The 21,810-nt window shown below is 69.9% G+C and carries 14 protein-coding genes; 2 read left to right on the top strand and 12 right to left on the bottom strand.

Annotated features, from left to right (window positions below; all coding sequences use genetic code 11):
* The 12 genes from ABNT58_RS23635 to tssA all read right to left on the bottom strand — a co-directional run bounded on the left by ABNT58_RS23635 (position 1) and on the right by tssA (position 13,211).
* A complete protein-coding gene (locus ABNT58_RS23635; RefSeq protein WP_348755848.1) occupies positions 1-1,020 on the bottom strand; it encodes a hypothetical protein in 1,020 nt (339 codons plus the stop codon).
* Between the two features lie 12 nt (positions 1,021-1,032).
* The gene (locus ABNT58_RS23630) at positions 1,033-1,890 is read right to left on the bottom strand and encodes a putative adhesin (protein ID WP_348755847.1); all 858 of its coding nucleotides are present in this window, start codon (positions 1,888-1,890) and stop codon (positions 1,033-1,035) included.
* Between the two features lies 1 nt (position 1,891).
* A complete protein-coding gene (gene tssH, locus ABNT58_RS23625) occupies positions 1,892-4,612 on the bottom strand; it encodes a type VI secretion system ATPase TssH (protein ID WP_348755846.1) in 2,721 nt (906 codons plus the stop codon).
* Positions 4,613-4,620: 8 nt separating this feature from the next.
* Positions 4,621-5,706 carry a type VI secretion system baseplate subunit TssG gene (gene tssG / locus ABNT58_RS23620; protein WP_348755845.1) on the bottom strand — a complete coding sequence of 362 codons (1,086 nt, stop codon included), beginning with the start codon at positions 5,704-5,706 and terminating at the stop codon, positions 4,621-4,623.
* A complete protein-coding gene (tssF, locus tag ABNT58_RS23615; protein ID WP_348755844.1) occupies positions 5,703-7,574 on the bottom strand; it encodes a type VI secretion system baseplate subunit TssF in 1,872 nt (623 codons plus the stop codon). The genes tssG and tssF overlap by 4 nt, the downstream gene beginning before the upstream one ends.
* Positions 7,574-8,080 (bottom strand): type VI secretion system baseplate subunit TssE, encoded by a 507-nt coding sequence (gene tssE, locus ABNT58_RS23610; protein ID WP_348755843.1) that lies wholly within the window; start codon positions 8,078-8,080, stop codon positions 7,574-7,576. The genes tssF and tssE overlap by 1 nt, the downstream gene beginning before the upstream one ends.
* A 26-nt stretch (positions 8,081-8,106) precedes the next feature.
* Positions 8,107-8,898, bottom strand: a complete 792-nt coding sequence (locus ABNT58_RS23605; RefSeq protein ID WP_348755842.1) for a type VI secretion system accessory protein TagJ — start codon at positions 8,896-8,898, stop codon at positions 8,107-8,109.
* Complete coding sequence (locus tag ABNT58_RS23600; RefSeq protein ID WP_348755841.1) at positions 8,895-9,383, bottom strand: type VI secretion system tube protein Hcp; 489 nt, start codon at positions 9,381-9,383, stop codon at positions 8,895-8,897. Before ABNT58_RS23600 ends, ABNT58_RS23605 begins: the two co-directional genes overlap by 4 nt.
* 73 nt (positions 9,384-9,456) lie before the next feature.
* Positions 9,457-9,942, bottom strand: coding sequence for a type VI secretion system tube protein Hcp (locus ABNT58_RS23595; protein ID WP_348755840.1), 486 nt, complete (start codon positions 9,940-9,942; stop codon positions 9,457-9,459).
* 99 nt (positions 9,943-10,041) lie between these two features.
* On the bottom strand, positions 10,042-11,535 hold the full coding sequence (gene tssC, locus ABNT58_RS23590) for a type VI secretion system contractile sheath large subunit (protein ID WP_348755839.1): 1,494 nt from the start codon (positions 11,533-11,535) through the stop codon (positions 10,042-10,044).
* Between the two features lie 40 nt (positions 11,536-11,575).
* Positions 11,576-12,085 (bottom strand): type VI secretion system contractile sheath small subunit, encoded by a 510-nt coding sequence (gene tssB / locus ABNT58_RS23585; RefSeq protein ID WP_046115848.1) that lies wholly within the window; start codon positions 12,083-12,085, stop codon positions 11,576-11,578.
* Positions 12,086-12,122: 37 nt separating this feature from the next.
* Positions 12,123-13,211 (bottom strand): type VI secretion system protein TssA, encoded by a 1,089-nt coding sequence (gene tssA / locus ABNT58_RS23580; RefSeq protein WP_348755838.1) that lies wholly within the window; start codon positions 13,209-13,211, stop codon positions 12,123-12,125.
* Between the two features lie 385 nt (positions 13,212-13,596).
* Here tssA and ABNT58_RS23575 point away from each other — a divergent pair, with 385 nt between their 5' ends.
* Together ABNT58_RS23575 and ABNT58_RS23570 are read left to right on the top strand one after the other, a co-directional pair.
* Complete coding sequence (locus tag ABNT58_RS23575; protein WP_348755837.1) at positions 13,597-15,213, top strand: ShlB/FhaC/HecB family hemolysin secretion/activation protein; 1,617 nt, start codon at positions 13,597-13,599, stop codon at positions 15,211-15,213.
* Positions 15,214-15,260: 47 nt separating this feature from the next.
* A partial coding sequence (locus ABNT58_RS23570) for an autotransporter-associated beta strand repeat-containing protein (RefSeq protein ID WP_348755836.1) occupies positions 15,261-21,810 on the top strand: 6,550 nt, incomplete at its 3' end.

Raw genomic sequence — 21,810 nt, 5'->3', positions numbered from 1 at the left:
TCAGGTCAGGCCGATGCGCTTCATCGCCTTGCTCTTGATGCCGGCGAAAAAGCCCTTCTTGCTGTGCGTGCCCTTGTCGCTGGACAGGCCTTCGAGCTGCATGCGGGAGGACTCGATGGCCTTGGTCGCGATCTTGAGCATCGGGTCCATCTGTTTTTTCTTCATCGCCTCGACCTTGTCCATCCAGCCGGGCAGGCCGATGTCGGCGACGAAGAAGTTGGCCACGGTGGACGTGTCGGCGCAGGTGATCAGGTAGCAGCCCAGCAGCGGGCAGTCGCTGAACACCGTCAGGTCCAGCGTCTCGGGCGTGGCCAGCCGCTTGTTGCCGGCGCGCAGTTCCTTCACGTCGATGCCCAGCGAGGCCAGCTGCAGGCCGAGGCCCGCCAGCGCATTGGCCGCGCCGATGCCGGCGGTGGTGGCGGTGCCCAGATCGGCGAACAGGCCCGCGATCTTCATGCCGGTGGCGGTGCTCTGTCGGGCCAGGTCCACCGAGTGCTTGGCCAGGTCGCGGCGGATGATGTCCTGCACCGCTTCGGCGGCCGCATAGGGGTCGCCGCGCAGGAAGCCCTTCTTGTAGTCGCTGCTCTTGTACAGGTGGTAGCCGTCCTCGGCCACCGTCTTGGCGGCCTTGGCCAGCTTGCCGCTGCTGACCAGCACGCCCAGCACCGGCGTCACCTCGCCCACCAGATCGGCCAGCGCTTCGCTGCCGATGGCGGCGATCACGTCGTCGATGCCGTCGAGCCCGGCGCATTCGGCCATGAACTCCTCAAACGCCTGCTTCATGCCGGGCAGCGAGGGCAGGCCCTTGGCCGCCGTGGTGCCGCCCTTGGCGGCCTTGCCCACCTGGCTGCGGATCTTCTTGCCCGAGCCCAGCAGGCCTTTGGCGGTGGACAGCATCGAGGCGTTGCCGAACTTCAGCTGCGTGCCGCTGAACATGGCCGTGACGGCCTGCCGCCGCGCCTGCGCCAGCGCGGCCAGCGCGATGAACTCTTCGCGGCTGAGGGGTTTGGAAGAGGGCATGCGGTATGGCTTTCAGGCCCAGCTGTGCGTGGTGTGGTTGTAGGTCATCCAGCGGCCGGCGTTGTCGTCCCACATCTGGCCGTAGCGGTTGAAGACCACGCGGCAGGCCGCCCAATGGAACACCGCGGTGGCGTTGCCGGGATCGTTGATGAAGCTGCTCAGCCGGGTGTCGGCATCGACGGTGATGAAGCGTGCATCCAGCTGCTTGCCGCCGGTGCCCTTCATGCGGTTGAGCAACTTCAGCGTGCCCTTTTCCTGCAGCGTGTAGTCGAAGATGCGCTGCGGTCCCACCCAGGTTTCCACCGCTGCCACGTCCTGGTGGTTGTCGATCAGCTGGCCCACGTCGTTGCCCAGTGGCTCGAAGTGGTCGCAGTAAAAGCGGATCTCCTGGCCCTTCTTCAGGTCGACCCTCGGCCAGGTGCCGTCGGCCATCTGCGCCCAGCAGCCATGGCCGCTGAGCACGCGGTTGATCCGGCTGGCCTTGTCGAAGGCCCTGGCCTTTTGCTGCACCGAGACGGCCGTGCTGGCGTCCACCTTCTGCACCACGTCCGGCCGCAAGGTCGGCGGCGGCAGCGCATTGGGCGTGACGTGCTGCATGGCCTGCTTGGCGTTCAGGATGGCGCCCTGGCTGATGCCCATGTTGTTCAGCGGGATCTCGGCGCGCAGGTAGTCGAAGGCCGCCTTGTATTTGACGTCCTTCTTGTCGTCGGGGATGCCGGCGATCTCGGCCGCGATCTGGTCGGGCCGCGTGCGCGCCGGGTAGTCGCGCAGCAGCGCCATCAGGTTGTGCAGCGAGCTGGTACGGAACCACTCGTAGTGGCCGTTGGCGGCCCGCACCTTTTCCTGGAACTTGATGAGCTGGAAGCTCATGTCAGAACCCGTAGCTGAAGTTGCCGTCCACCACGCTCACCGTCACCCGCTCGATCGGCTGGCCTTCCATCATGCGGGTCAGGAACTCGCGGCTGATGTCGGGCAGCATGGTGTTGGTCAGGATGGCGTCGATCATGCGGCCGCCCGATTCGCTCTCGGTGCAGCGGCTGACCACCAGCTTGACCACGTCGTCGCCCACCTCGAACGGGATCTTGTAGCGGGCTTCCACGCGCTTTTTGATGCGGCCCAGCTGCAGCCGCACGATGCTGCCCAGCATCTCGTCGGACAGCGGGTAGTAGGGGATGGTGACCAGCCGGCCCAGCAGCGCCGGCGGAAAGATCTTGAGCAGCGGCTCGCGCAGCGCCTTGGCCATGCCCTCGGGGTCGGGCATCAGCTCGGGGTCCTTGCACATGCTGGCGATGAGGTCGGTGCCGGCATTGGTGGTCAACAGGATCAGCGTGTTCTTGAAGTCGATGCTGCGGCCTTCGCCGTCTTCCATGAAGCCCTTGTCGAACACCTGGAAGAACAGCTCATGCACGTCGGGGTGGGCCTTTTCCACCTCGTCCAGCAGCACCACGCTGTAGGGCTTGCGGCGCACCGCCTCGGTCAGCACGCCGCCTTCGCCATAGCCCACGTAGCCCGGGGGCGCACCCTTGAGCGACGAGACGGTGTGCGCCTCCTGGTACTCGCTCATGTTGATGACGATGAGGTTCTGCTCGCCGCCGTACAGCGCCTCGGCCAGCGCCAGCGCGGTCTCGGTCTTGCCCACGCCCGAGGTGCCGGCCAGCATGAACACGCCGATCGGCTTGCTGGGGTTGTCCAGGCCGGCGCGGCTGGTCTGGATGCGCTTGGCGATCATCTCCATCGCATGGTCCTGGCCGATCACGCGCTGGGCCAGCAGCTGCGGCAGCTTGAGCACCGTCTCGATCTCGTTGCGCTGCATGCGGCCCACCGGGATGCCGGTCCAGTCGCCCACCACCGCGGCCACCGCCTGGTAGTCCACCGTCGGCAGGATCAGCGGGCTTTCGCCCTGCAGTGCGGTGAGCTGCTGCTGCACTTCGCGCAGGCGGGCCAGCGCGGCTTCGCGCTCGGGCGCGGCGGCGGCCTGGGCCTCGGCCGCGGCCTGGGCTTCCAGCGTGCTGCCGGTGCCTTCCACCGGCTGCGTGCCGCCGGGGCCGCCGCGCAGCTGGGCGCGCAGGCTGAGCAGCTCGTCGACCAGGGTCTTCTCGCCGGCCCAGCGTTCTTCCAGCTGCGCCAGCCGCGCCTTTTCTTCGGCCAGCGCGGCGGCGGCATCGGTCTCGCGTTCGCGCACCTCGATGCCGATGGCCTTCTCGCGGCCGATGATCTGCAGCTCCGTCTCCAGCGACTCGATGCGCTTGCGGCTGTCGTCCACCTCGGCCGGCGTGGCATGCAGGCTCACGGCCACGCGGGCGCAGGCGGTGTCCAGCAGGCTCACGCTCTTGTCGGGCAGCTGGCGCGCCGGGATGTAGCGGTGGCTCAACTTGACGGCGGCTTCCAGCGCCTCGTCCAGGATCTGCACCTGGTGGTGCTTTTCCATGGTGCTGGCCACGCCGCGCATCATCAGGATGGCCTTCTTCTCGTCGGGCTCGTCCACCTGCACGTTTTGGAAGCGGCGGGTCAGCGCCGGGTCCTTCTCGATGTACTTCTTGTACTCGGCCCAGGTGGTGGCGCCCACGGTGCGCAGCGTGCCGCGGGCCAGCGCGGGCTTGAGCAGGTTGGCCGCGTCGCCGGTGCCGGCCTGGCCGCCCGCGCCCACCAGGGTGTGGGTCTCGTCGACGAACAGGATGATGGGCTGGGTGCTGGCCTGCACCTCCTCGATCACCGATCGCAGGCGCTGCTCGAACTCGCCCTTCATGCTGGCGCCGGCCTGCAGCAGGCCCACGTCCAGCGCCAGCAGCTTCACGTCCTTCAGCGTCGGCGGCACGTCGCCGCGGGCGATGCGCTGGGCAAAGCCCTCGACCACCGCCGTCTTGCCGACGCCGGCCTCGCCCACCAGGATGGGGTTGTTCTGGCGGCGGCGCATCAGGATGTCGACCACCTGGCGGATCTCGTCATCGCGGCCGACGATGGGGTCCATCTTGCCGCTGCGGGCCTGCTCGGTGAGGTCGGTGGTGAACTTCTTCAGCGCCTCCTGCTTGCCCATGGCCGCCGGGGCGATGGCGCCCGAGGCTTCACCCGGCGCGCCGCTGCCCACGCCCGAGCCGTCGGTGGCGCCCTGGCCGTCTTCGGGCGAGCCTTCGGTGATGCGGACCAGGTGGTCGGCCAGGTCGTCGGGCTTGATCTTCTCGAACTGCCGCGACATGGCATAGAGCGCATTGCGCAGCAGCCCGGTCTTGAGCATGCCCAGCAGCAAGGTGCCGGTGCGCACCGCGCTGTCGCCGAACATCAAGGAGCCATACACCCAGCCGCGCTCCACCGCGGTGTCGATGGTGTCGGAGATGTTGCTGATGGAAGTGGCGCCGCGCGGCAGCCGGTCCAGCGCGGTGGTGATGTCCTTGGCCAGCACTGAGGCATCGAGCCCGTAGTGCTTGACGATGCGGTGCCAGTCTGAGTCAGGGTTCTGCAGGATCTGGGCGATCCAGTGTTCCAGCTCCACCGTCGGGTTGCCCCGCAGCTTGCAGAACACGGTGGCGCCTTCCACCGCCTTGTAGGCAAGGGCGTTGAGCTTGCCGAAGACGGCAACGCGGCTGATGTCTGCCATGGTCGAACCTACCTCTCTTGGTCAGCGCCACCCGCGCTGCGATGGTTTTCGGTGTGTTGCCGGCGCTGCAGGGCGCGCAGCGCGTCGATCGGGGCCAGCCGCAGCGTGGCCTGGCCGCTGCGCCCGCCCTGGCGCAGCCAGCTGTCCCAGCCCAGGCGGCCGTGGCGGCCCAGGCGGGCGGGCTGGATCTGCTCGGCCCGCAGGCCCAGGCACAGCGTCCAGCCGAATTCGTCGCCCACGTACTGGCGCACCAGCGCCACCACCGCGGGCAGCACAGGGCCACCGGGCAGCAGCGCCGCGAAGGCCGCATGGTCCAGCGGGCCGATGTGCACGGTGAAGTGGTGCTGCCGGTCCCACACGGTGGCGCCCAGCACCGCACCACCGCCCAGGCGGGCGCTGGGGTTGCGGCGGCCGGCGCGGTGGCGGCCGATGCGGCTGCGCTCAGCCGGTTGCAGCGCCATCCACGCACCGGCGAACTGCTGCACCTGCACCGGCCGTCGCAGCAGGCCGCCCAGCAGCGCGGCCAGGCCTTCGGCGCTGCGCGACTGGCGGGTGAACACGCCGGCAAAGTGCAGCTTCACATGGTCGTGCACCGCATCGCGCTGGCGCAGCGCCGGGCTGCCGATGCCGATCAGGCTGCCGACGAAGGCGGCAAAGCGGTCGTCGTCGGGCCGGTCCATGCCCACCGCGGGCTGGGCCTGGGCCCAGGCCCGGTAGAACAGCAGCAGCAGCCGGTGATGGAACAGGTCGGCAAAGCGGGCGAAGGTCTCGTCGCCGTGGTGCAGCTCACGCTCGCGGGCGTATTCGGTCAGGTGCAGCGGCAGCGGGCCGTTGGGGCCGAACAGGCCCAGAAAGCGCACGTCGATGCGCGGCGGCCGCTGGCCGGTGGCCGGCCGCACCGCATGCAGCGTGGCCGGCGCAAAGCTCAGGTCGGGCGACTGGCCCAGCCGCACCGGTTCATCCTGCGGGCGGCGGGCGGTGCCCAGCCGCGGCTGACGCGGGTGCGCGGCTTCCACCAGCCGCAGCGCATGGAAGAAGTCGTAGCGCCAGGGCTCGGCGGCCAGCGCCTGCAGCAGGCTGGCGGGCTGGCTCATAACAGCGGCCTCGTGCCCGTGGTGGGCCGGCCCGCCAGGATGGTGCCGCGGGTGGCCGAGCGCACGTGGGTTTCGGTGAAGCCGTTCATCGACACATGCCGCGCCAGGAAGCGTTCCAGCACGCAGCCCAGCAAAAAGGCGCTGCTGCCCTGGAAGGCCAGCTCGTCCACTTCCAGGTCGATGCGCACGCCGCGGCCGAAGGCGATGGGCCCGGGCATGGGCAGCCGGCGCACCACCGGCTCGGTGCGCACCGAGCGCAGGCCTTCCACCTGCTTGTGCTGGGCGGCATCGGCCTCGTGCACATACAGGCGCAGCATCTCGCGCAGTGCGGCGGCGCCTTGCTCGGGGTCGGTGTCCAGCAGCGACAGGTGGTTGAGCGACAACTGGTTGATGAAGCGCCAGGCCACGTTGCCTTCACGCAGCGCCGACAGTGGGCGTGAAGGGCCCTTGATCACTCGCACGCCCTTGACCGGCGCGGTGGCTTCCAGCGTGAGTTCGGCGCCGGCGGGCAGCAGCAGCGGCAGGTCGCGGTTGCTGCACAGCGCCTTGACGCCCAGCTGCTGCAGGCTGCCGCTGTAGGGCGCTTCGCGTGCATCGACCACGCTGATGAACACTTCGCTGCCGATGTAAGACGAGCGCGGCCCGTCGCGCTTTTGCGTGCTGCTCAGCAGCCGCGGCTCGCGCTGCAGCGCGAAGTAGGCGTCGTGCTCATGGTCTTCGGCATGGAAGGCGGCATACAGCGGCATGAAGCGCCGCTCGCTCTGCGAGCCCACGCCGTAGCCGGTGACTTCCAGCACGTCGTGGATCTCGTAGTCCATCGGCTTGGTGCGGTCCACCACCACATGGAAGTCGCTGGTCTGCGGCGAGACGTGGATGCGGTCGCAGCGCTGCTCGAACAGGTTGACCGCCGGCACGCAGTTGAGCGCCAGCGCGCTGGCATCCACCGACTGCTGCAGCGTGGGGTCGCCGCGCGAGAGCAGCAGCACCAGCTCCACCTCCTGCCCGCCCACCGTGCGCAGCGCGTCGCCCAGCGCCAGCAGGTCGAAGAACAGGAAGCGCTGCGGAAACGCGAAGTACTCCTGCAGCAGCCGGTAGCCGTCGAAGCCGGGCAGGGCGGCCGGCAGCAGCGCCTGCTCAGGCTCGAAGCCAACGCGCTGCACGTCGTCGGCCTCGATGCGCTGCCAGCGCTCGCGCTGCGCGCCGGGCCCCGAAGGCAGCACGAAGCCGCCGATCACATGGCCACACACCAGCTCATGCAGCCGGTAGGCGATGTCGTCGATGCCGGCGCAGTGCAGCCGCAGGTCCTGCAGCCGCAGCTGGCTGAAGTCCAGGCCCGCCGTGGTGCGCAGCTTGATGCGCAGGCCGCCGCCATGGCCGCGCCACTCGGGCACGGCGGCCAGCGGCAGTTGCGTGGCATGGGTGAAGTAGCTGGCGTCGGTGATTTCCAGCGGCCACATCGTCAGGTCCTGCCCGGTGCGAAAGCGGCAGGCCGTCTGCCCGGTGCGGGCGCTGGTGTTGCGCAGCAGGCTGCCACGGGGCAGGGTGGTGCCGGTGGCCAGCCCGGCGTCGCCCAGGTCGGGCTGCAGCTGGGCGATGAGCATCGCCGGCGTGGGCGCCAGGAAGTTGGGGTAGACGATCTCCAGCAGCCGCTGGGTGAAGCGCGGAAACTCCGCGTCCAGCTTCAGCTGCACGCGGGCGGTGAGGAAGGCAAAGCCCTCCAGCAGCTGCTCCACGTAGGGGTCGGCCACTTCCACGCCGTCCATGCGCAGCCGGCCGGCGATCTTCGGAAACTGCTGGGCGAATTCGGCGCCCATCTCGCGCAGGTGCGCCAGTTCCTGGTTGTAGTAGCGCAGCAGCCGCGGGTCCATCAGCGGGCCAGTTCCTTGATGTCGACGCGGCCCGTCTCCAGGTCGATGTCGGTGTGCAGCAGCAGCTCCAGCGGCACCGGCTGCGCCCACAGCTGGCCGCTGATGCGAAAGCTGATCTGGTTGTGGTGGTCCAGCTGTTCGCCATCGACCACCGCTTCCACCTTCAGCGTGGGCGCCAGGATGCGCGGCTCATGGTCGATGATGGCCTGGCGCACCTGCGCCTCCAGCGACACCGCGTCCACCGATGAGGCGCACAGGCCCGACAGCGCCGGCAGCCCGTAGTCCAGCACCGATCGCTTGGCCTGCGGCCAGGCGTCCAGCGGCTGCGAATCGGAGAGCCGCGCGCTGTTGAACAGCCAGCTCAGGTCGCGCAGCACCGCGTGCCGCAGCTGCTGGCGCGACAGCACCCGCTGCTCGGGCGGGTCGCTGCGCGCATCGGGGTCGTCGTCGCGCAGCCGGTCCAGCAGCGCGGGCTGCAGGCGGTCGGCGGCGTTGTTCAAGGCCATGGCGCCTGCGGTCCTGCCCCAGCGGCTCAGGACTGGAAGCTGATGGCGCGGGCGTCCATCAGCGGCAGTTCGCCGCTGTCGGTGGCCCACATGCGCTGGCCGGCGCCGATGAAAAAGCCCGGGCGCGGCTCCAGCCAGTCGGTGCGGCGGGCCAGGGCCAGCAGGCCATCGGCGAGGTCGGTGCCCGCATAGCGGGTGGGGATGAAGGCCACCGTCTCGCCGCCGTTGTTGAACAGCAGCTGCGCGGGTGTCCACACCCGGTCGCGCAGGTCGGCGGGCGGCTCGATCTTGATCTCGGCCAGGCGCGTCATCGGCACCCAGTAGTAGCGGCCGTTGACGATGGCCTCGACCACCGGGCCCAGCCGCATGTCGGCATCGGCCAGCCAGCTGAAGGCCTGGCCATCGGCGCTGCCGGCGCAATCGGGCGCATCGTCCAACGCCTGGATGCGCAGCTTCTGCGCATCGTCATGCTCGCCGCGGCCGTCGCGGATCAGGGCCTCGATCAGCAGCGCCACCCAGGCCTCGGGCTCGCCGAACAGCAGCGGCACCTTGCGGCCCTGGAACACCGCGGCGCGCAGCGCTTCGCACTGCAGCGTCTCGCGGTAGGTCTGCACCATGGGCAGCGCGCTGGCGTCCAGCTCGCCCACCACGTCCAGCTGGTTGCGGGCCCGTTCCCACTGGCCCAGCACGCACAGCAGCTGGAACAGGAAGATGCGCAGCCTGGCGTCGGCCGGCTTGGCGCGCACCTGGTCCTGCAGCAGCTTCAGCGCACGCTGGGGGTCGCCTTCGCGCAGGGCTTGTTCGGGGCTGGGGTTCATGCCGAGGTGACCTCTGCGGTGAAGGAGGAGGACGCCTTCTTGGCGCCGCGTTCGTCCTGGCCGCTGTAGCTGACTTCGATCTTCTCGAAGGCGATGGACAGGCGTTCGACCAGCACCGGGCTGTCCGGCGCTTCGGTGGCCACGTCCAGCGCCGTCAGCCGGCCGCGTTCGATGGTGACCACCAGGTAATCGATGGGCATGCCGCCGGCCTTGCGCACCGACAGCACGGCCTTCTTGATCTGCTCATTGCTGCGCATCACGCCCATCAAGGCGGTGGACGCCGTGTCCACCCGCTTGGTGATGCGCAACTCCGACAGCGCCGCGCGCGAGGCATTGCCGGCCCCGCCCAGGCCCGAAGCGGCACTCATGCCCCAGGACCATTCGATGACCTCGATCTCGCCGAGGTGGTTCGCCACGTTGGACTCGCCCCGGATCACGCCGGTGCTCTTGCCCTCGATGCGAAGGTGCATGTCGCCTTTGGCCATGGATGCGCCCTGGTGCTGCGGAAGTAGGGCCGGGCGCGCAGGGGCGCCCGGTCAGATGCGGCAGTGGCCCGCTTCAGGCCTTTTCGTTGCCGGCGATGTCGAAGGCGTAGTCCATGGTGCCGCCCTTCTTGGCGCCCTTCGGGTCCTGCGGCTGGTACTTGAAGCTGAACTTGGCGAAGTTCAGCGTCACGTTCTCGGTCAGGCGGTCTTCACCGCCGCTGCCGCCGGTGGACACCGCGGTGACCAGCACCTCGTCCAGCTCCAGCACCACGTATTCCAGCGGCGTGCCGCCGGCCTTGCGCACGATCAGCGTGGCCTTGTCGTGGTGGGTGCCTTCACAGGCCGACTTCAGCAGCGCGTTGGTCGACGAGTCGATGTACTTGGTGAAGGACAGGTCCTGCACGTTGACCTTGCCGCCGCCGCCGCCACCGCCCTGGTGGGTGGTGCCGGAGTTGCTCATGCCCCAGCTCCAGGCCAGCACGTCGATCTTGTCCTTGTGCTTGGCGTCGGTCGACTCACCCTTGATGTCGCCGATCTGGATGAACATGTCTACAGCCATGATGGATCTCCTTGATGCCCTGAACGCAGTCGGGCGGTTGGTTGTCGCGTGAACACTCTAGGCGGCGCATCTGGCGCCGCCATCCCCAAGAAACCAGAGTCAGGCGCCCTTGGCCGAAGGCAGCTTGGACACCAGACGCAGCGAGACCGTCAGCCCTTCGAGCTGGTAGTGCGGCCGCAGGAAGAACTTGGAGGTGTAGTAGCCGGGGTTGCCCTCGACTTCTTCCACCACCACCTCGGCCGCGGCCAGCGGCTTGCGGGCCTTGGTCTGCTCCGACGAATGCGCCGGATCGCCGTCGACGTAGTTCAGGATCCAGTCCTGCAGCCAGCGCTGCACCTCGTCGCGTTCCTTGAACGAGCCGATCTTGTCGCGCACGATGCACTTGAGGTAGTGCGCGAAGCGGCAGGTGGCAAACAGGTACGGCAGGCGGGCGGCCAGGTTGGCGTTGGCGGTGGCGTCGGGGTCGTCGTACTCGGCCGGCTTTTGCAGCGACTGCGCGCCGATGAAGGCGGCGAAGTCGCTGTTCTTGCGGTGCACCAGCGGCATGAAGCCGTTCTTGGCCAGCTCGGCCTCGCGGCGGTCGCTGATCGAGATCTCGGTCGGGCACTTCATGTCCACGCCGCCGTCGTCGGTCGGGAAGGTGTGGGTGGGCAGGCCTTCGACCGCACCGCCCGACTCGATGCCGCGGATGCGCGAGCACCAGCCGTATTCCTTGAAGGAGCGGTTGATGTTGGTGGCCATCGCATAGGCGGCGTTGGCCCAGGTGTACTTGCTGTGGTCGGCCGCGCCGGTGTCTTCCTCGAAGTTGAAGGCTTCCACCGGGTTGGTGCGCGCGCCGTACGGCAGGCGCGACAAAAAGCGCGGCATCGCCAGGCCGATGTAGCGCGAATCGTCCGACTCACGCAGCGAGCGCCAGGCGGCGTACTCGGGCGTGGTGAAGATCTTGGTCAGGTCGCGCGGGTTGGCCAGCTCCTGCCACGAATCCATCTGCATCACGCTGGGCGAAGCGCCGGTGATGAAGGGCGCATGCGCGGCCGCGGCCACCTTGGCCATCTCGCCCAGCAGCTCCACGTCGGGCGCGCTCTGGTCGAAGTGGTAGTCGCCCACCAGGCAGCCGAAGGGTTCGCCACCGAACTGGCCGAACTCTTCTTCGTACAGCTTCTTGAACAGCGGGCTCTGGTCCCAGGCCGTGCCCTTGTAGCGCTTGAGGGTCTTGCCGAGGTCCTGCTTGCTGATGTTCATCACGCGGATCTTCAGCATCTCGTCGGTCTCGGTGTTGTTGACGAGGTAATGCAGGCCTCGCCAAGCACCTTCGAGCTTCTGGAAATCGGCGTGGTGCAGGATCAGGTTGATCTGCTCCGACAGCTTCTTGTCGATCGCGGCGATCATGTCCTCGATCGTCTTGATCGTGTCCTTGCCGATCAGCTGCGTCTGCGACAAGGCCTGTTGGGCCAGCGTCTGCACGGCCTGCTCGACCGCGCTCTTGGCCTCGTCGCTCTTGGGCTTGAACTCTTTTTGCAGCAGCGAGGCGAGGTCGTTGCCTTCGAGGCTGACCGCGGCCAATGCGGAAGAGCTGGTTTGGGCTTCTGCCATGGGATGTGCTCCGGGTTCGGGTGTCAGCGTGCGGTGCGCGTCAGGTGGCGCTGCCTTCGTCGGCGGGCTTGGCCGAGGCGGCCAGCGAACCCAGCAGCGCCGGATCGGCCAGCAGCTTGGCGATCAGCTCTTCGGCGCCGCCCTTGCCGTCCATGTAGGTCACCAGGTTTTGCAGCTGCTCACGGGCGGTCAGCAGCTTGTTGAGCGAGTCCACCTTGCGGGCCACGGCCGCGGGCGAGAAGTCGTCCATGCTGTCGAACGACAGGTCGACGTTGATGTTGCCTTCGCCGGTCAGCGTGTTGGGCACCTGGAAGGCCACGCGCGGCTTCATCGACTTCATGCGGGCGTCGAAGTTGTCGACGTCGATCTCGAGGAACTTGCGGTCGGCCACCGGCGCCAGCGGGTCGGCCGGCTTGCCCGAAAGGTCGGACAGCACGCCCATCACGAAGGGCAGCTGCACCTTCTTCTCGGCGCCGTAGACCTCCACGTCGTACTCGATCTGGACCCGCGGTGCCCGGTTGCGGGCGATGAATTTCTGGCTGCTACCCATGACTCACTCCTTGGTTGGAAAGGCCGGACGCGCGGCCTCAAGCGGACTCGTCGTCCAGTTGCACGGTGTCGGGGTCGACGCCCATCACACGGGCCACCTCGGCCAGTGCGTCGGGCGCCAGTTCCTTCATCAGTTGAAGGAAGTTGTGGTTGATCAGCCGCCGCGCCCGGCGCAGCAGCATCGGGGCGGGGCTGGTGGGCTCGGTGCGTTCGAGGTACTCGCACACCATGTCGATGGCCTTGATCGCGTCTTCGCGCGACTCCACCGTGCCCGACAGGCCCTTCGGCGCGGCACGGCGGCCACGCGGAGTGGCGCTGCCGGCCTCATCGGACTGATCGGCACCGTCGTCCGCGCCCTCGGCCGCATCGTCCTCGGTGTCTGCTTCGGCGGCGCTGGCGGCGGGCATCACACCCACCAGCATGTTCAGCAGCGACTGCAGCGGCTTGAGGTCGGGCGCGGACTCCAGGCCGGCCTTGTCGTTGGCCAGCGAGATCAGCGCCTTCAGCTGCGCCATCGCATCGGCGGGCTGGGTGCTCAGCGCCGGCTCCTGCGCCACCGCGGCGCCCAGGATCTGGGTCAGCTGCTCACGGGTGAAGCTGGGCTCGCCCTCCCTGGCGGTGGCCAGGCCCAGGGCCACTTCCACCGCGCGCACCCGCACCTCGCCCACGCCGCGCTGGCGCACCAGCAGCGCACGGCGCACATCGCCCACGCCGCCGTCGGATTCGCGCAGCACGGCCAGCGCATTCATCCGTGCATAGGGGTCGCCGTCGTCGGGGTCGGGCAGCGGATGCAGCGTGTCCCAGTAGGTATCCAGCAGGCCGTGCAGCAGGCGCAGGCCTTCGGGTACGGCCGCGAAACCATCGAGGTGGATGCAGGCGCGCACCCAGATCACGGCGATGCGCAGGTCGCGGGTGCGTTCCATCAGCGCTTCGCACTGGCTGCGCACGTCGCGCCAGTCGGGCGGCACGGCCGCCTCGAACTGGGTTTCGGGCTTGCCGGCGGCGGCCTGCGTCAGGGCCAGGAAGTCGTTGTCGTATTCCAGGTCGGGGCCGCAAGGCGCAGCGTCATCGGGCAGGGGCTGCAGCCATGCGTCGATCGTGGGCGTGCCTGAGAAACCGCTGCTCACTTCACCGTCCTTGGCATCAGCTCGGGTCCCATGGATAAATGTTGTGCACTAACTACAAACGCATGCACTAATTGCATGTCCTGACCGGGGCGCGAGTGTCGCAGTCTTCCGTGACGAAGAAAAGTGCCCGCTCTGTTGATGTGCAAAGTCAACCTCCTGGGGGATAAAGATCCGTGAACTCCTTGGCTACCATGCGCCGGCCCTGCGCAATGCCGGGGTCGGGGGAGTGATGAAGATAAAAATCGGAATCCGGCATCAATCCGCAAAATGGCGGACGCCGTGTGTGAATCCGTCACGCTTGCCAGGGGTGGCAGTGGCCGGTCTGGTGGTGTGCATGGGCGGGGCGCAGGCCCAGGTACCCGTGCCCGATCGGCCGTTGCCGGTGGTGCCCACCCCTTCCGAACTGGCGCCGCGCCCGGGGCGAACGGCCACCGACCCGGCTGACCTGCCGGCCCAGCCCGCACCCCCGCGCGAACTGGCCAAGCCGCAGGACGACATCGCCATCGACGTCACCGCGTATGCCCTGCCGGCCAATGCGCCGGCGCAGCTGCGGGCGGCCTTGCCCGCGCTCACGGCGGCCTATGTGGGCCCACGCCGCAGCTATGAAGACCTGGTGAACGCGGCCACCGAGGTGACGCGTTACCTGCAGCGCGAGTTGGGCTACTACCTGGGGTATGCCTACGTGCCCGAGCAGTCCCCCGAAGGGGGGGTCATCCAGATCGCGGTGCTCGAAGGCCGGCTGGACAAGGTGGAGCTGGTCTGGCGCGACGACCTGCCGGTGCGCCGCGAGGTGGTGGAGGCCTACCTGGCGCGGCTGACGCCCGGCGACATCCTGCGGGTGCGCGACGTCGAGCGCGTGGTCTTCCTGCTCAACGACCTGCGCGGCATCACGGCCCGCTTCGACGTCAAGACCGGCTCGGTGCCCGGCACCGCCACGCTGGTGGTCACGCCCACGGCCGAGGCGCGCTGGACCGGCAAGGTGGACCTGGACCTCAACGGCTCGCGCTTCCTGGGGCGTGAACGGGTGGGCGCGCTGCTGTCGGGCAACAGCCTGCTGGGCCGCGGCGATGCGCTCACGCTCAATGCGCTGCGCTCGTTCAACGGCGGCCTGACCTTCCTGCTGGCCGGCTACACGCTGCCGGTGGGCAGCGACGGGCTGAAGGTGGGCGCCTCGGTCTCGGCGGTGCATTACCAGCTGGACGAAGACGAGTTTCCGCTGGACGTCAACGGCAACGCCTTCAACCTCACCACCTATGCGCTGTACCCGCTGGTGCGTTCGCGCAACCTCAACACCTTCGTGGTGGGCTCGTACGAGCACAAGCGGTACACCGACCGCCGCGACGTGACCCGCAGCGTGGACAAGAAGCGCGTGGACAGCGTGACCCTGGGCACCACCGGCGACTTCCGCGACAGCCTGCTGACCGGCGGCGTGAACACCTACGAGGCCAACCTGTCGCTGGGCCGGGTGGACTACCCCGACGGCGCCCCGGCCGGCCTGGACGACGACGACCACTACCGCAAGCTCACGCTGGCCTTCACCCGGCTGCAGAACATCGTCGAACAGCGGCTGCTGCTGTACGTCGCGCTGCGGGCGCAGCAGGCGTTCTCCAACCTCGACACCACCGAGCAGTTTCGCCTGGGTGGGCCCGACGGCGTGCGAGGCTTCGCGCCCGGCGAAGGCACCGGCGACAGCGGCCAGTTGATGACGCTGGAGCTGCGGCTGCTGCCGCCCGAAGGCTGGCTGGGCCAGCTCTCGCGCGAACTGGTGTTCGGCGCCTTCTACGACGCCGGCCACGTCAAGTTCCGGCACGACGCCTCGGCGCGGCCGGCCGGCTTCGACAACGCGGCCACCTACACCGCGGCCGGCCTGGCCGTGTCGTGGGTGCGGCCGGGCGGCTACGCGCTGCGGGCCAGCCTGGCCAAGCCGCTGTCCGGCACGCCCAAGGCCGACAGCCGCGTGCGCGACCCGCGCCTGTACCTGCAATTCACCAAGTTGTTCTGAGCCCGGGGCGGCCCACGGGCTGCCACCGGTCCACCAGGGGGTTCCCCATGCCTGACCGCCGCACCTTCCGCCAACCCGCCGCCCGTGCGCCGCGGGCCGCTTCACCCCGCGCCGGCCGCCACGGCCGCCCTGCGCTCTGGTGGACGATCAAGCCCGTGTGCCTGGCCGCCGCGCTGGCCGCGGCGGGGCCGGCAGCGGCGCTGCCCAGCGGCGCGCAGGTCACGGCCGGCCAGGTGCAGGTGGGCACGCCGCAAGGCGGGCAACTGGTCATTCGCCAGGACACGGCCAAGGCCGGCATCGACTGGCAGGGCTTTTCCATCGGCGCCGGCGAGAAGGTGCAGGTGCAGCAGCCCAACGCCAGCGCGGTGCTGTTCAACCGCGTGGTGGGCGCCGACCCCAGCGTGATCCTGGGCCAGCTGCAGGCCAACGGCCGGGTGTTCCTGTCCAACCCGCGGGGCATCCTGTTCGGTGCCGGCTCGCAGGTGAGCGTGGGCGGCCTGGTGGCCACCACGCTGGACATCGATCCGCAGGCCCTGGCCAACGGCCGCTACCAGCTCACCCGCGGCCTGGGTCAGCCGGGCGAGCTGCGCGCCGAAGGCGACATCCAGGCCAGCGGCACCGTGGCGCTGGTGGCGCCCACGCTGGTGCAGTCGGGCACCATCAGCGCGGCCCGCGTGGGGCTGGCCGCGGCCGGCGCGGTGCAGGTGGACGTGGAAGGCGACGGCCTGATCTTCTTCAACGTGCGCAATGAAGATTTGGCCACGCGCCTGTCGCTGCTGGGCAGCGTGCTGGCCGATGGCGGCAGCGTGGAAGCCCGCGCCGTGGCCCGCAGCGGCTTTGCCGACACGGTGCTGAACATGGACGGCATCGTGCGCGCCCGCAGCCTGGGCCAGCGCGAAGGCCGCGTCGTCATCGACGGCGGCCCCGCCGGCATCACCCAGCTGGCCGGCACCGTGGACGTGAGCGGCCTGCAGCCCGGCGAACAAGGCGGCCAGGCCACGGTGCTGGGCGAGAAGGTATTGTTGACCGGCACCGCGCGCGTGGATGCACGCGGCGATGCCGGCGGCGGCACGGTGCTGGTGGGGGGGAACTGGCAGGGGAAGGGGGCGGAGGCGAATGCGCAGATGACGGCGGTGGCCCGCGGTGCCGCCATCGACGCCAGCGCCCAGACACAGGGCGAAGGCGGCACGGTGGTGGTGTGGTCCGACCAGGCCACACGCTACCAGGGCCAGATCGCCGCGCGCGGCGGCGCTCAGGGCGGCGACGGCGGGCAGGTGGAGGTGTCGGGCAAGCAGTATCTCGATTTTCGCGGCAGCGTCGATCTCCAGGCGCCCGCCGGCCTGGCCGGCAGCCTGTTGCTCGATCCGACCAACCTGACCATCAGCGCCGGGCCGGCCAACATCAACGGCGATGCCACCACCGGCGACGACCTGACCACGCCGACGCTGGCGTTCGCTGCTGGAGGTGTCAACAGCGTCATCACCGCAACGGCGGTGGAGCAGCAGCTTCTGACCAACCCTGTCTTGCTGCAGGCCACCAACAACATCGCGGTCAATGCGGCCATCACCTCGAGCTCAGGTCGGGCGCTGACCCTGAACGCCGGCAACAACATCGACATCAACCAGCCGATCCGCCTGCAGAGCGGCACGGCCGACCTCATCCTGCTGGCCAACGATACTGCCAGCGGCGGCGCCAGCGGCACCGGACGCGTGGCCGTGAACAGCACGCTCGAGGCCACCGGCACGGTGTCGCTGACGCGCGGGGGCGGAACTGGCGCGCACGCGTTCGCCGACAGCAACATCACAGCCGGCACTCTGTTGATCAATGGCAGTAGCCAGCTTACCGGCACCAACACCTGGAGCGTGGCGGGCACCAGCGGGGTGGTCAGTTCGCTGGGCGGCACCGGTTCCTTGACCAAGCAAGGCACTGGCGTGCTGAGCCTGAGCGGCACCAACACCTTCAGTGGTGGCATCAGCGCTGCTTCCGGGGAGCTGCAGTTCAGCAGCACGGCGGCCTTCCCGTCGGGCAGCGCGGTCAACGTCAATGGCGGCACGTTGGAGGTGGGTGCCCTCAACCTGTCGGCCGGCACGGTCACGCTGTCCAGCGGCACCATCAACGGCACAGGCGGCGGCAGCCTGTCCGGCACGGCGTTCAACGTGCAGGCCGGCAACATCAACGCGCGTTTGACGGGCAGTGGTGCGCTCACCAAGACCGGGTCGGGCACCGTCACCATCACCGTCGCACAGACCTACAGCGGCGGCACCACGGTCAACGACGGCACGCTGCGGGTCAGCGGTACCGGCAACTTGAGCGGCGGCGCCGTCAGTCTCGCAGGCACGTCGACCGAGCTGGACATCGTTGGCGCCACCGTCGGCAACACCCTCACCAGCAACGGTGGCGTGCTCAACAGTTCCACCGGTGGCGGCACCTACAGCGGCACGGCCACTCTGTCGGCCAACACCACCGTGCGCTCCGGCGACGCCGCCACCGGCCTGACGGTCAGCGGCAACCTCGGCGGCGCCGGCGGCCTGGTCAAGGATGGCAGCGGCGGCGTGACGCTGAGCGGGACCAACAACTACGGCGGCAGCACGCTGGTCAGCGACGGCACCTTGCGCATCGGCTCGGCCGCGGCCCTGCCCAGCGGCACCGCGCTCACCCTCAACGGGGCGGGCGCCACGCTGGACCTGAACGGCAACAGCGTCACCGCTGCCAGCCTGAGCCTGACCAATGGCACGCTCACCGGCGGCACCCTCACCGCCGGCAGCTATGCGGTGCAGGCCGGTACGCTGGCCGCGACGCTGGCAGGCAGTGGCGCCCTCACCAAGAGCACGGGCGGCACGGTCACCGTGACGGCCGCGCAGACCTACAGCGGCGGCAGCACGGTCAACGGCGGCACGCTGCAGATCAACAGCGGCGGCGGGCTGTCCAACGCGGGAAGTATCACCATCGACGGCAGCGGGGCAGTGCTGGGGCTGGGCACCGGCGCCAACGACCTGGTGGGCGCCGTCACGCTCATCAACGGCAGCATCAACGGCCCCGGCACGCTGACCAGCAACGACACCGTGACTGGCTTCGACGTACGCAACGGCAGCATCAGCGCCGTGCTGGCCGGCAGCGCAGGCCTGACCAAGACCACCGGCGGCACCGTCACTCTCGGCGCGGCGAACACCTACAGCGGCGGCACGACCGTCAGCAACGGTCTGCTGCAGATCAACAGCGGCGGCGGGCTGCTGGACACCGGCGCCGTCATCATCAACGGCAGTACCGCGGCGTTGGCGCTGGCCTCCGGCGTGAATGACCAGGTGGGTGCCGTCACCTTGACCAACGGCAGCATCACGGGCCCCGGCACGCTGACCAGCAATAACAGCCCCACGGGCTTCGACCTGCGCAACGGCAGCGTCAGCGCCGTGCTGGCCGGCAGTGCCGGTTTGACCAAGACCACCACCGGCACGGTGACGCTGAGCGCCGCCAATGCGTACACCGGCACCACCGCCGTCAACGCCGGCACGCTGCAGCTGGACGGCAGCGCGGCGCGCGCCGGGCAGGGTGCTGCCACGCTGGCCGCCACGGGCACGCTGGAGCTGCGCAACGGGGCGGTGCTGGCCAATCCCACGCTGGCCAGCGCCGGCGGCACGCTGGCCGCCAGTGCGGGCAGCGGCCGCATCGACAGCGCCACCACGCTCACCGGCACCACCACGCTGCAGGTGGCCAGCGGCGCCAGCTTGCAACTGCAAGGCGCGGTGGCCGGTGCCGGTGGCCTGCGCAAGAGCGGGCAGGGCGCAGCGGTGCTCAGCACGACCAACAGCTTTGCAGGCGACGTGGCGCTGGACGAAGGCACGCTGCAGCTCTCGGGCACCGCGGCGACCGCGGGTACCGGCCAGCTGGCCCTGGCGGCGGGCGCCGCGCTGGACCTGGCCGGTGGCCCCACCCTCACCAACGCCAGCCTGGTGAGCCAGGGCGGCACCGTCTCCAGCGGCACCGGCGGCGGCAGCATCCAGTCGCCCATCACGCTGGCGGCCAGCACCACCTTCAGCGTGGGTGACGTGGCCAACGGCCTGAGCCTGAACGGCGCCGTCGACGGCGCTGCGTCGGCCGACCTGGTGAAGGCCGGCGCGGGCCGCCTGACGCTGGCCGCCGACAACCGTTACGCCGGTGCCACCCTGGTGAACGTCGGCACCCTGGCCACCCAGGGCGACGAGCGCCTGCCCGATGCCACGGCGCTGCAGCTGCAGGCCGGCAGCACGCTGGTGCTGGGCGGCAGCGAGACCATCGGCCTGCTCAGAGGCAGCGGCAGTGCGCAGCTGGGGGGCTTCCAGCTGGCCACCGGCACGGCCGGCGACAGCAGCTTCAGCGGCAGCCTGGCCGGCACCGCTGGCAGCCAGCTCAGCAAGCAGGGCAACAGCCGCTTCAGCCTGCAGGGCACGGTGGACGTGGCGCGCTTGGCCGTGCAGCAGGGCACGCTGGTGCTGGACGGCGCTGCCGATCAGGCCGCCACCGCGGCCTTGCAGGTGGCGCGGGCCGGCATCGTGGAGCTGCAAGGCGACAAGACCGTGGCCGACCTGCAATTGGCCGGCCAGCTGCTGCCTGGCACCACCGGTGCCACCCTCAGCACCCCCGGCACCTATGCGCTGCAGGACGGCGCCGTGGTGCAGGCCAACCTGGGGGCGGGCAGCCTCACCAGCGATGGCGCCACCCAGCTGCAAGGCCTGTCCGCAGCCAGCAATGTGGCGGTGCAGACCGGCACCCTCACGCTGACCGGCGCCAACCGCCTGGCCAGCACTGCGCAGGTGCAGGTGCTGGCCGGCGCCACGCTGTCGCTGGCCGATGCGCAGGCGCTGGGGCAGCTCGCCCTCAGCGGCAGTGTCAGCGGCGGCGGCCTGCTCATGGCCGACCTCGCCGCGCTCAGCGGCGGCAGCGTGTTCACGCCGCTCAATGTGGCCAGCCTCACCAGCCAGGGCACGTCGCTGATCGGCGCAGCCGTGGCCGCCAGCGGCACGGCGCAGCTGCAGTCCGGCCTGCTGACGCTGGATGGCGGCACCCTGGCCGCACCGGTGATCGACGTGGCCGGTGGCACGCTGGCCACTACCTCGGCCGGCCGGTTGAGCACCGCCGAGCTGCAGGTGCGCAGTGGCGCCGCGCTGCAGCTGGCCGGTGCCGAATCCGTGACCGGCCTGCTCGTGCAGGGCCGCGTCGATGGCCCCGGCAGCCTGGCCGCCACCGAGGCGGTGATGGACGGCGGCAGCCTGAATGCCGCGCTCCGCACCACCACGCTGCGCAGCACCGGCGGCGGCACGCTGGCGGCGGCCGTGCAGGCCGGCAGCACCAGCGCCACCGGTGGCAGCCTGCTGGTGGACACGGCCGGCACGCTGCAATCGCCCACCATCGCCGTGCAAGGCGGCGAGCTGCGCACCGCCACCGCCAACCGTCTGCTGGGCGGCACCCAGCTGAGCCTGGGCAATGGCGCACGCCTGACGCTGGGTGGCGACCAGACGCTGACCCGCCTGGCCGATGCCGCCGGCACCGACGGCAGCGCCTTGCTCACCTTGGTGAGCGGCGCCTTGACCGTGGGCGACGCCAGCGATGCCACCTTCAGCGGCCGCATCTCGGGCGACGGCGGCCTGACCAAGCAGGGCGCCGGCACGTTCACCCTGGCCAGCGCCGCCGACAACGACTTCACCGGCGCCACCCGCGTGCTGGCCGGCACCCTCAGCATCGCGCGTGACGGCCTGCTGGGCCGCGCACCGGCCAGCGCCACGGCCGGCCAACTGCTGCTGGACGGCGGCACCCTGCGCGTGACCGCCAGCACCGAGCTGGCCGCCAGCCGCGGCCTGGCGCTGCAAGGCGCGGGCGGCACGCTGGAGGTGGCCGACGGCCAGACGCTGACCTACAACGGTGTGGCCGCCGACGGCGCCGGCAGTGGCCGACTCACCAAGACCGGTGGCGGCACGCTGAGCCTGGGCGGCGCGAACATCTACAGCGGCAGCACTGCCGTGCAGGCGGGTCGGCTGCGCACCGCAGGCAACGAACGGCTGCCCGATGCCACTGCGCTCACGATCGCGTCTGGTGCCACGCTGGAGCTGGGAGGAGCCGAGACGCTGCAGTCCCTCGACGCCCAGGGCACCGCCTCGTTGGCGGGTTCGGTCACCACGCAAGGCGACCAGCGTTATGCCGCCCCGGTCACGGTCGTCGCCACCACGCCGATCCGCCTGACCGCAGGCGGCGCGCTCAGCGCCACCGCCGCCGGCAACGACTGGAACACCAGCGCCACGCAGCCGCTGTCGATCGACGCCGCCTCGGTCCAGCTGAGCACCCTGCAGGCCAGCGGCGGCACGCATGCCGACCTGGTGCTGGGCGATCTGCGCGTGACGGCTGGCGAGAGCCGCATCGATGCGGGTTTGCTGACATTGGCCGCGACCTGGTCGTTGGAAGGCAGCGCCCAGCTGGCCCTGGTGTCCCACGCCACCCCCACCTACACCGCCGCCGACGTCGCCCCCGGCGTCGTCGACCCCGACGGCCGCGTGCTGCACGTGGCCAGCGACGTGATCACGCAGTCCACCGGCAGCCGCATCACCACCGCCGACGGCAGCGGCCTGCTGC

The organism is uncultured Aquincola sp. (assembly GCF_964001545.1).
GTDB lineage: Bacteria > Pseudomonadota > Gammaproteobacteria > Burkholderiales > Burkholderiaceae_C > Aquincola.
Note: the sequence above shows the minus strand (reverse complement) of the source record. Positions and strands in the feature narration are given on the sequence as shown.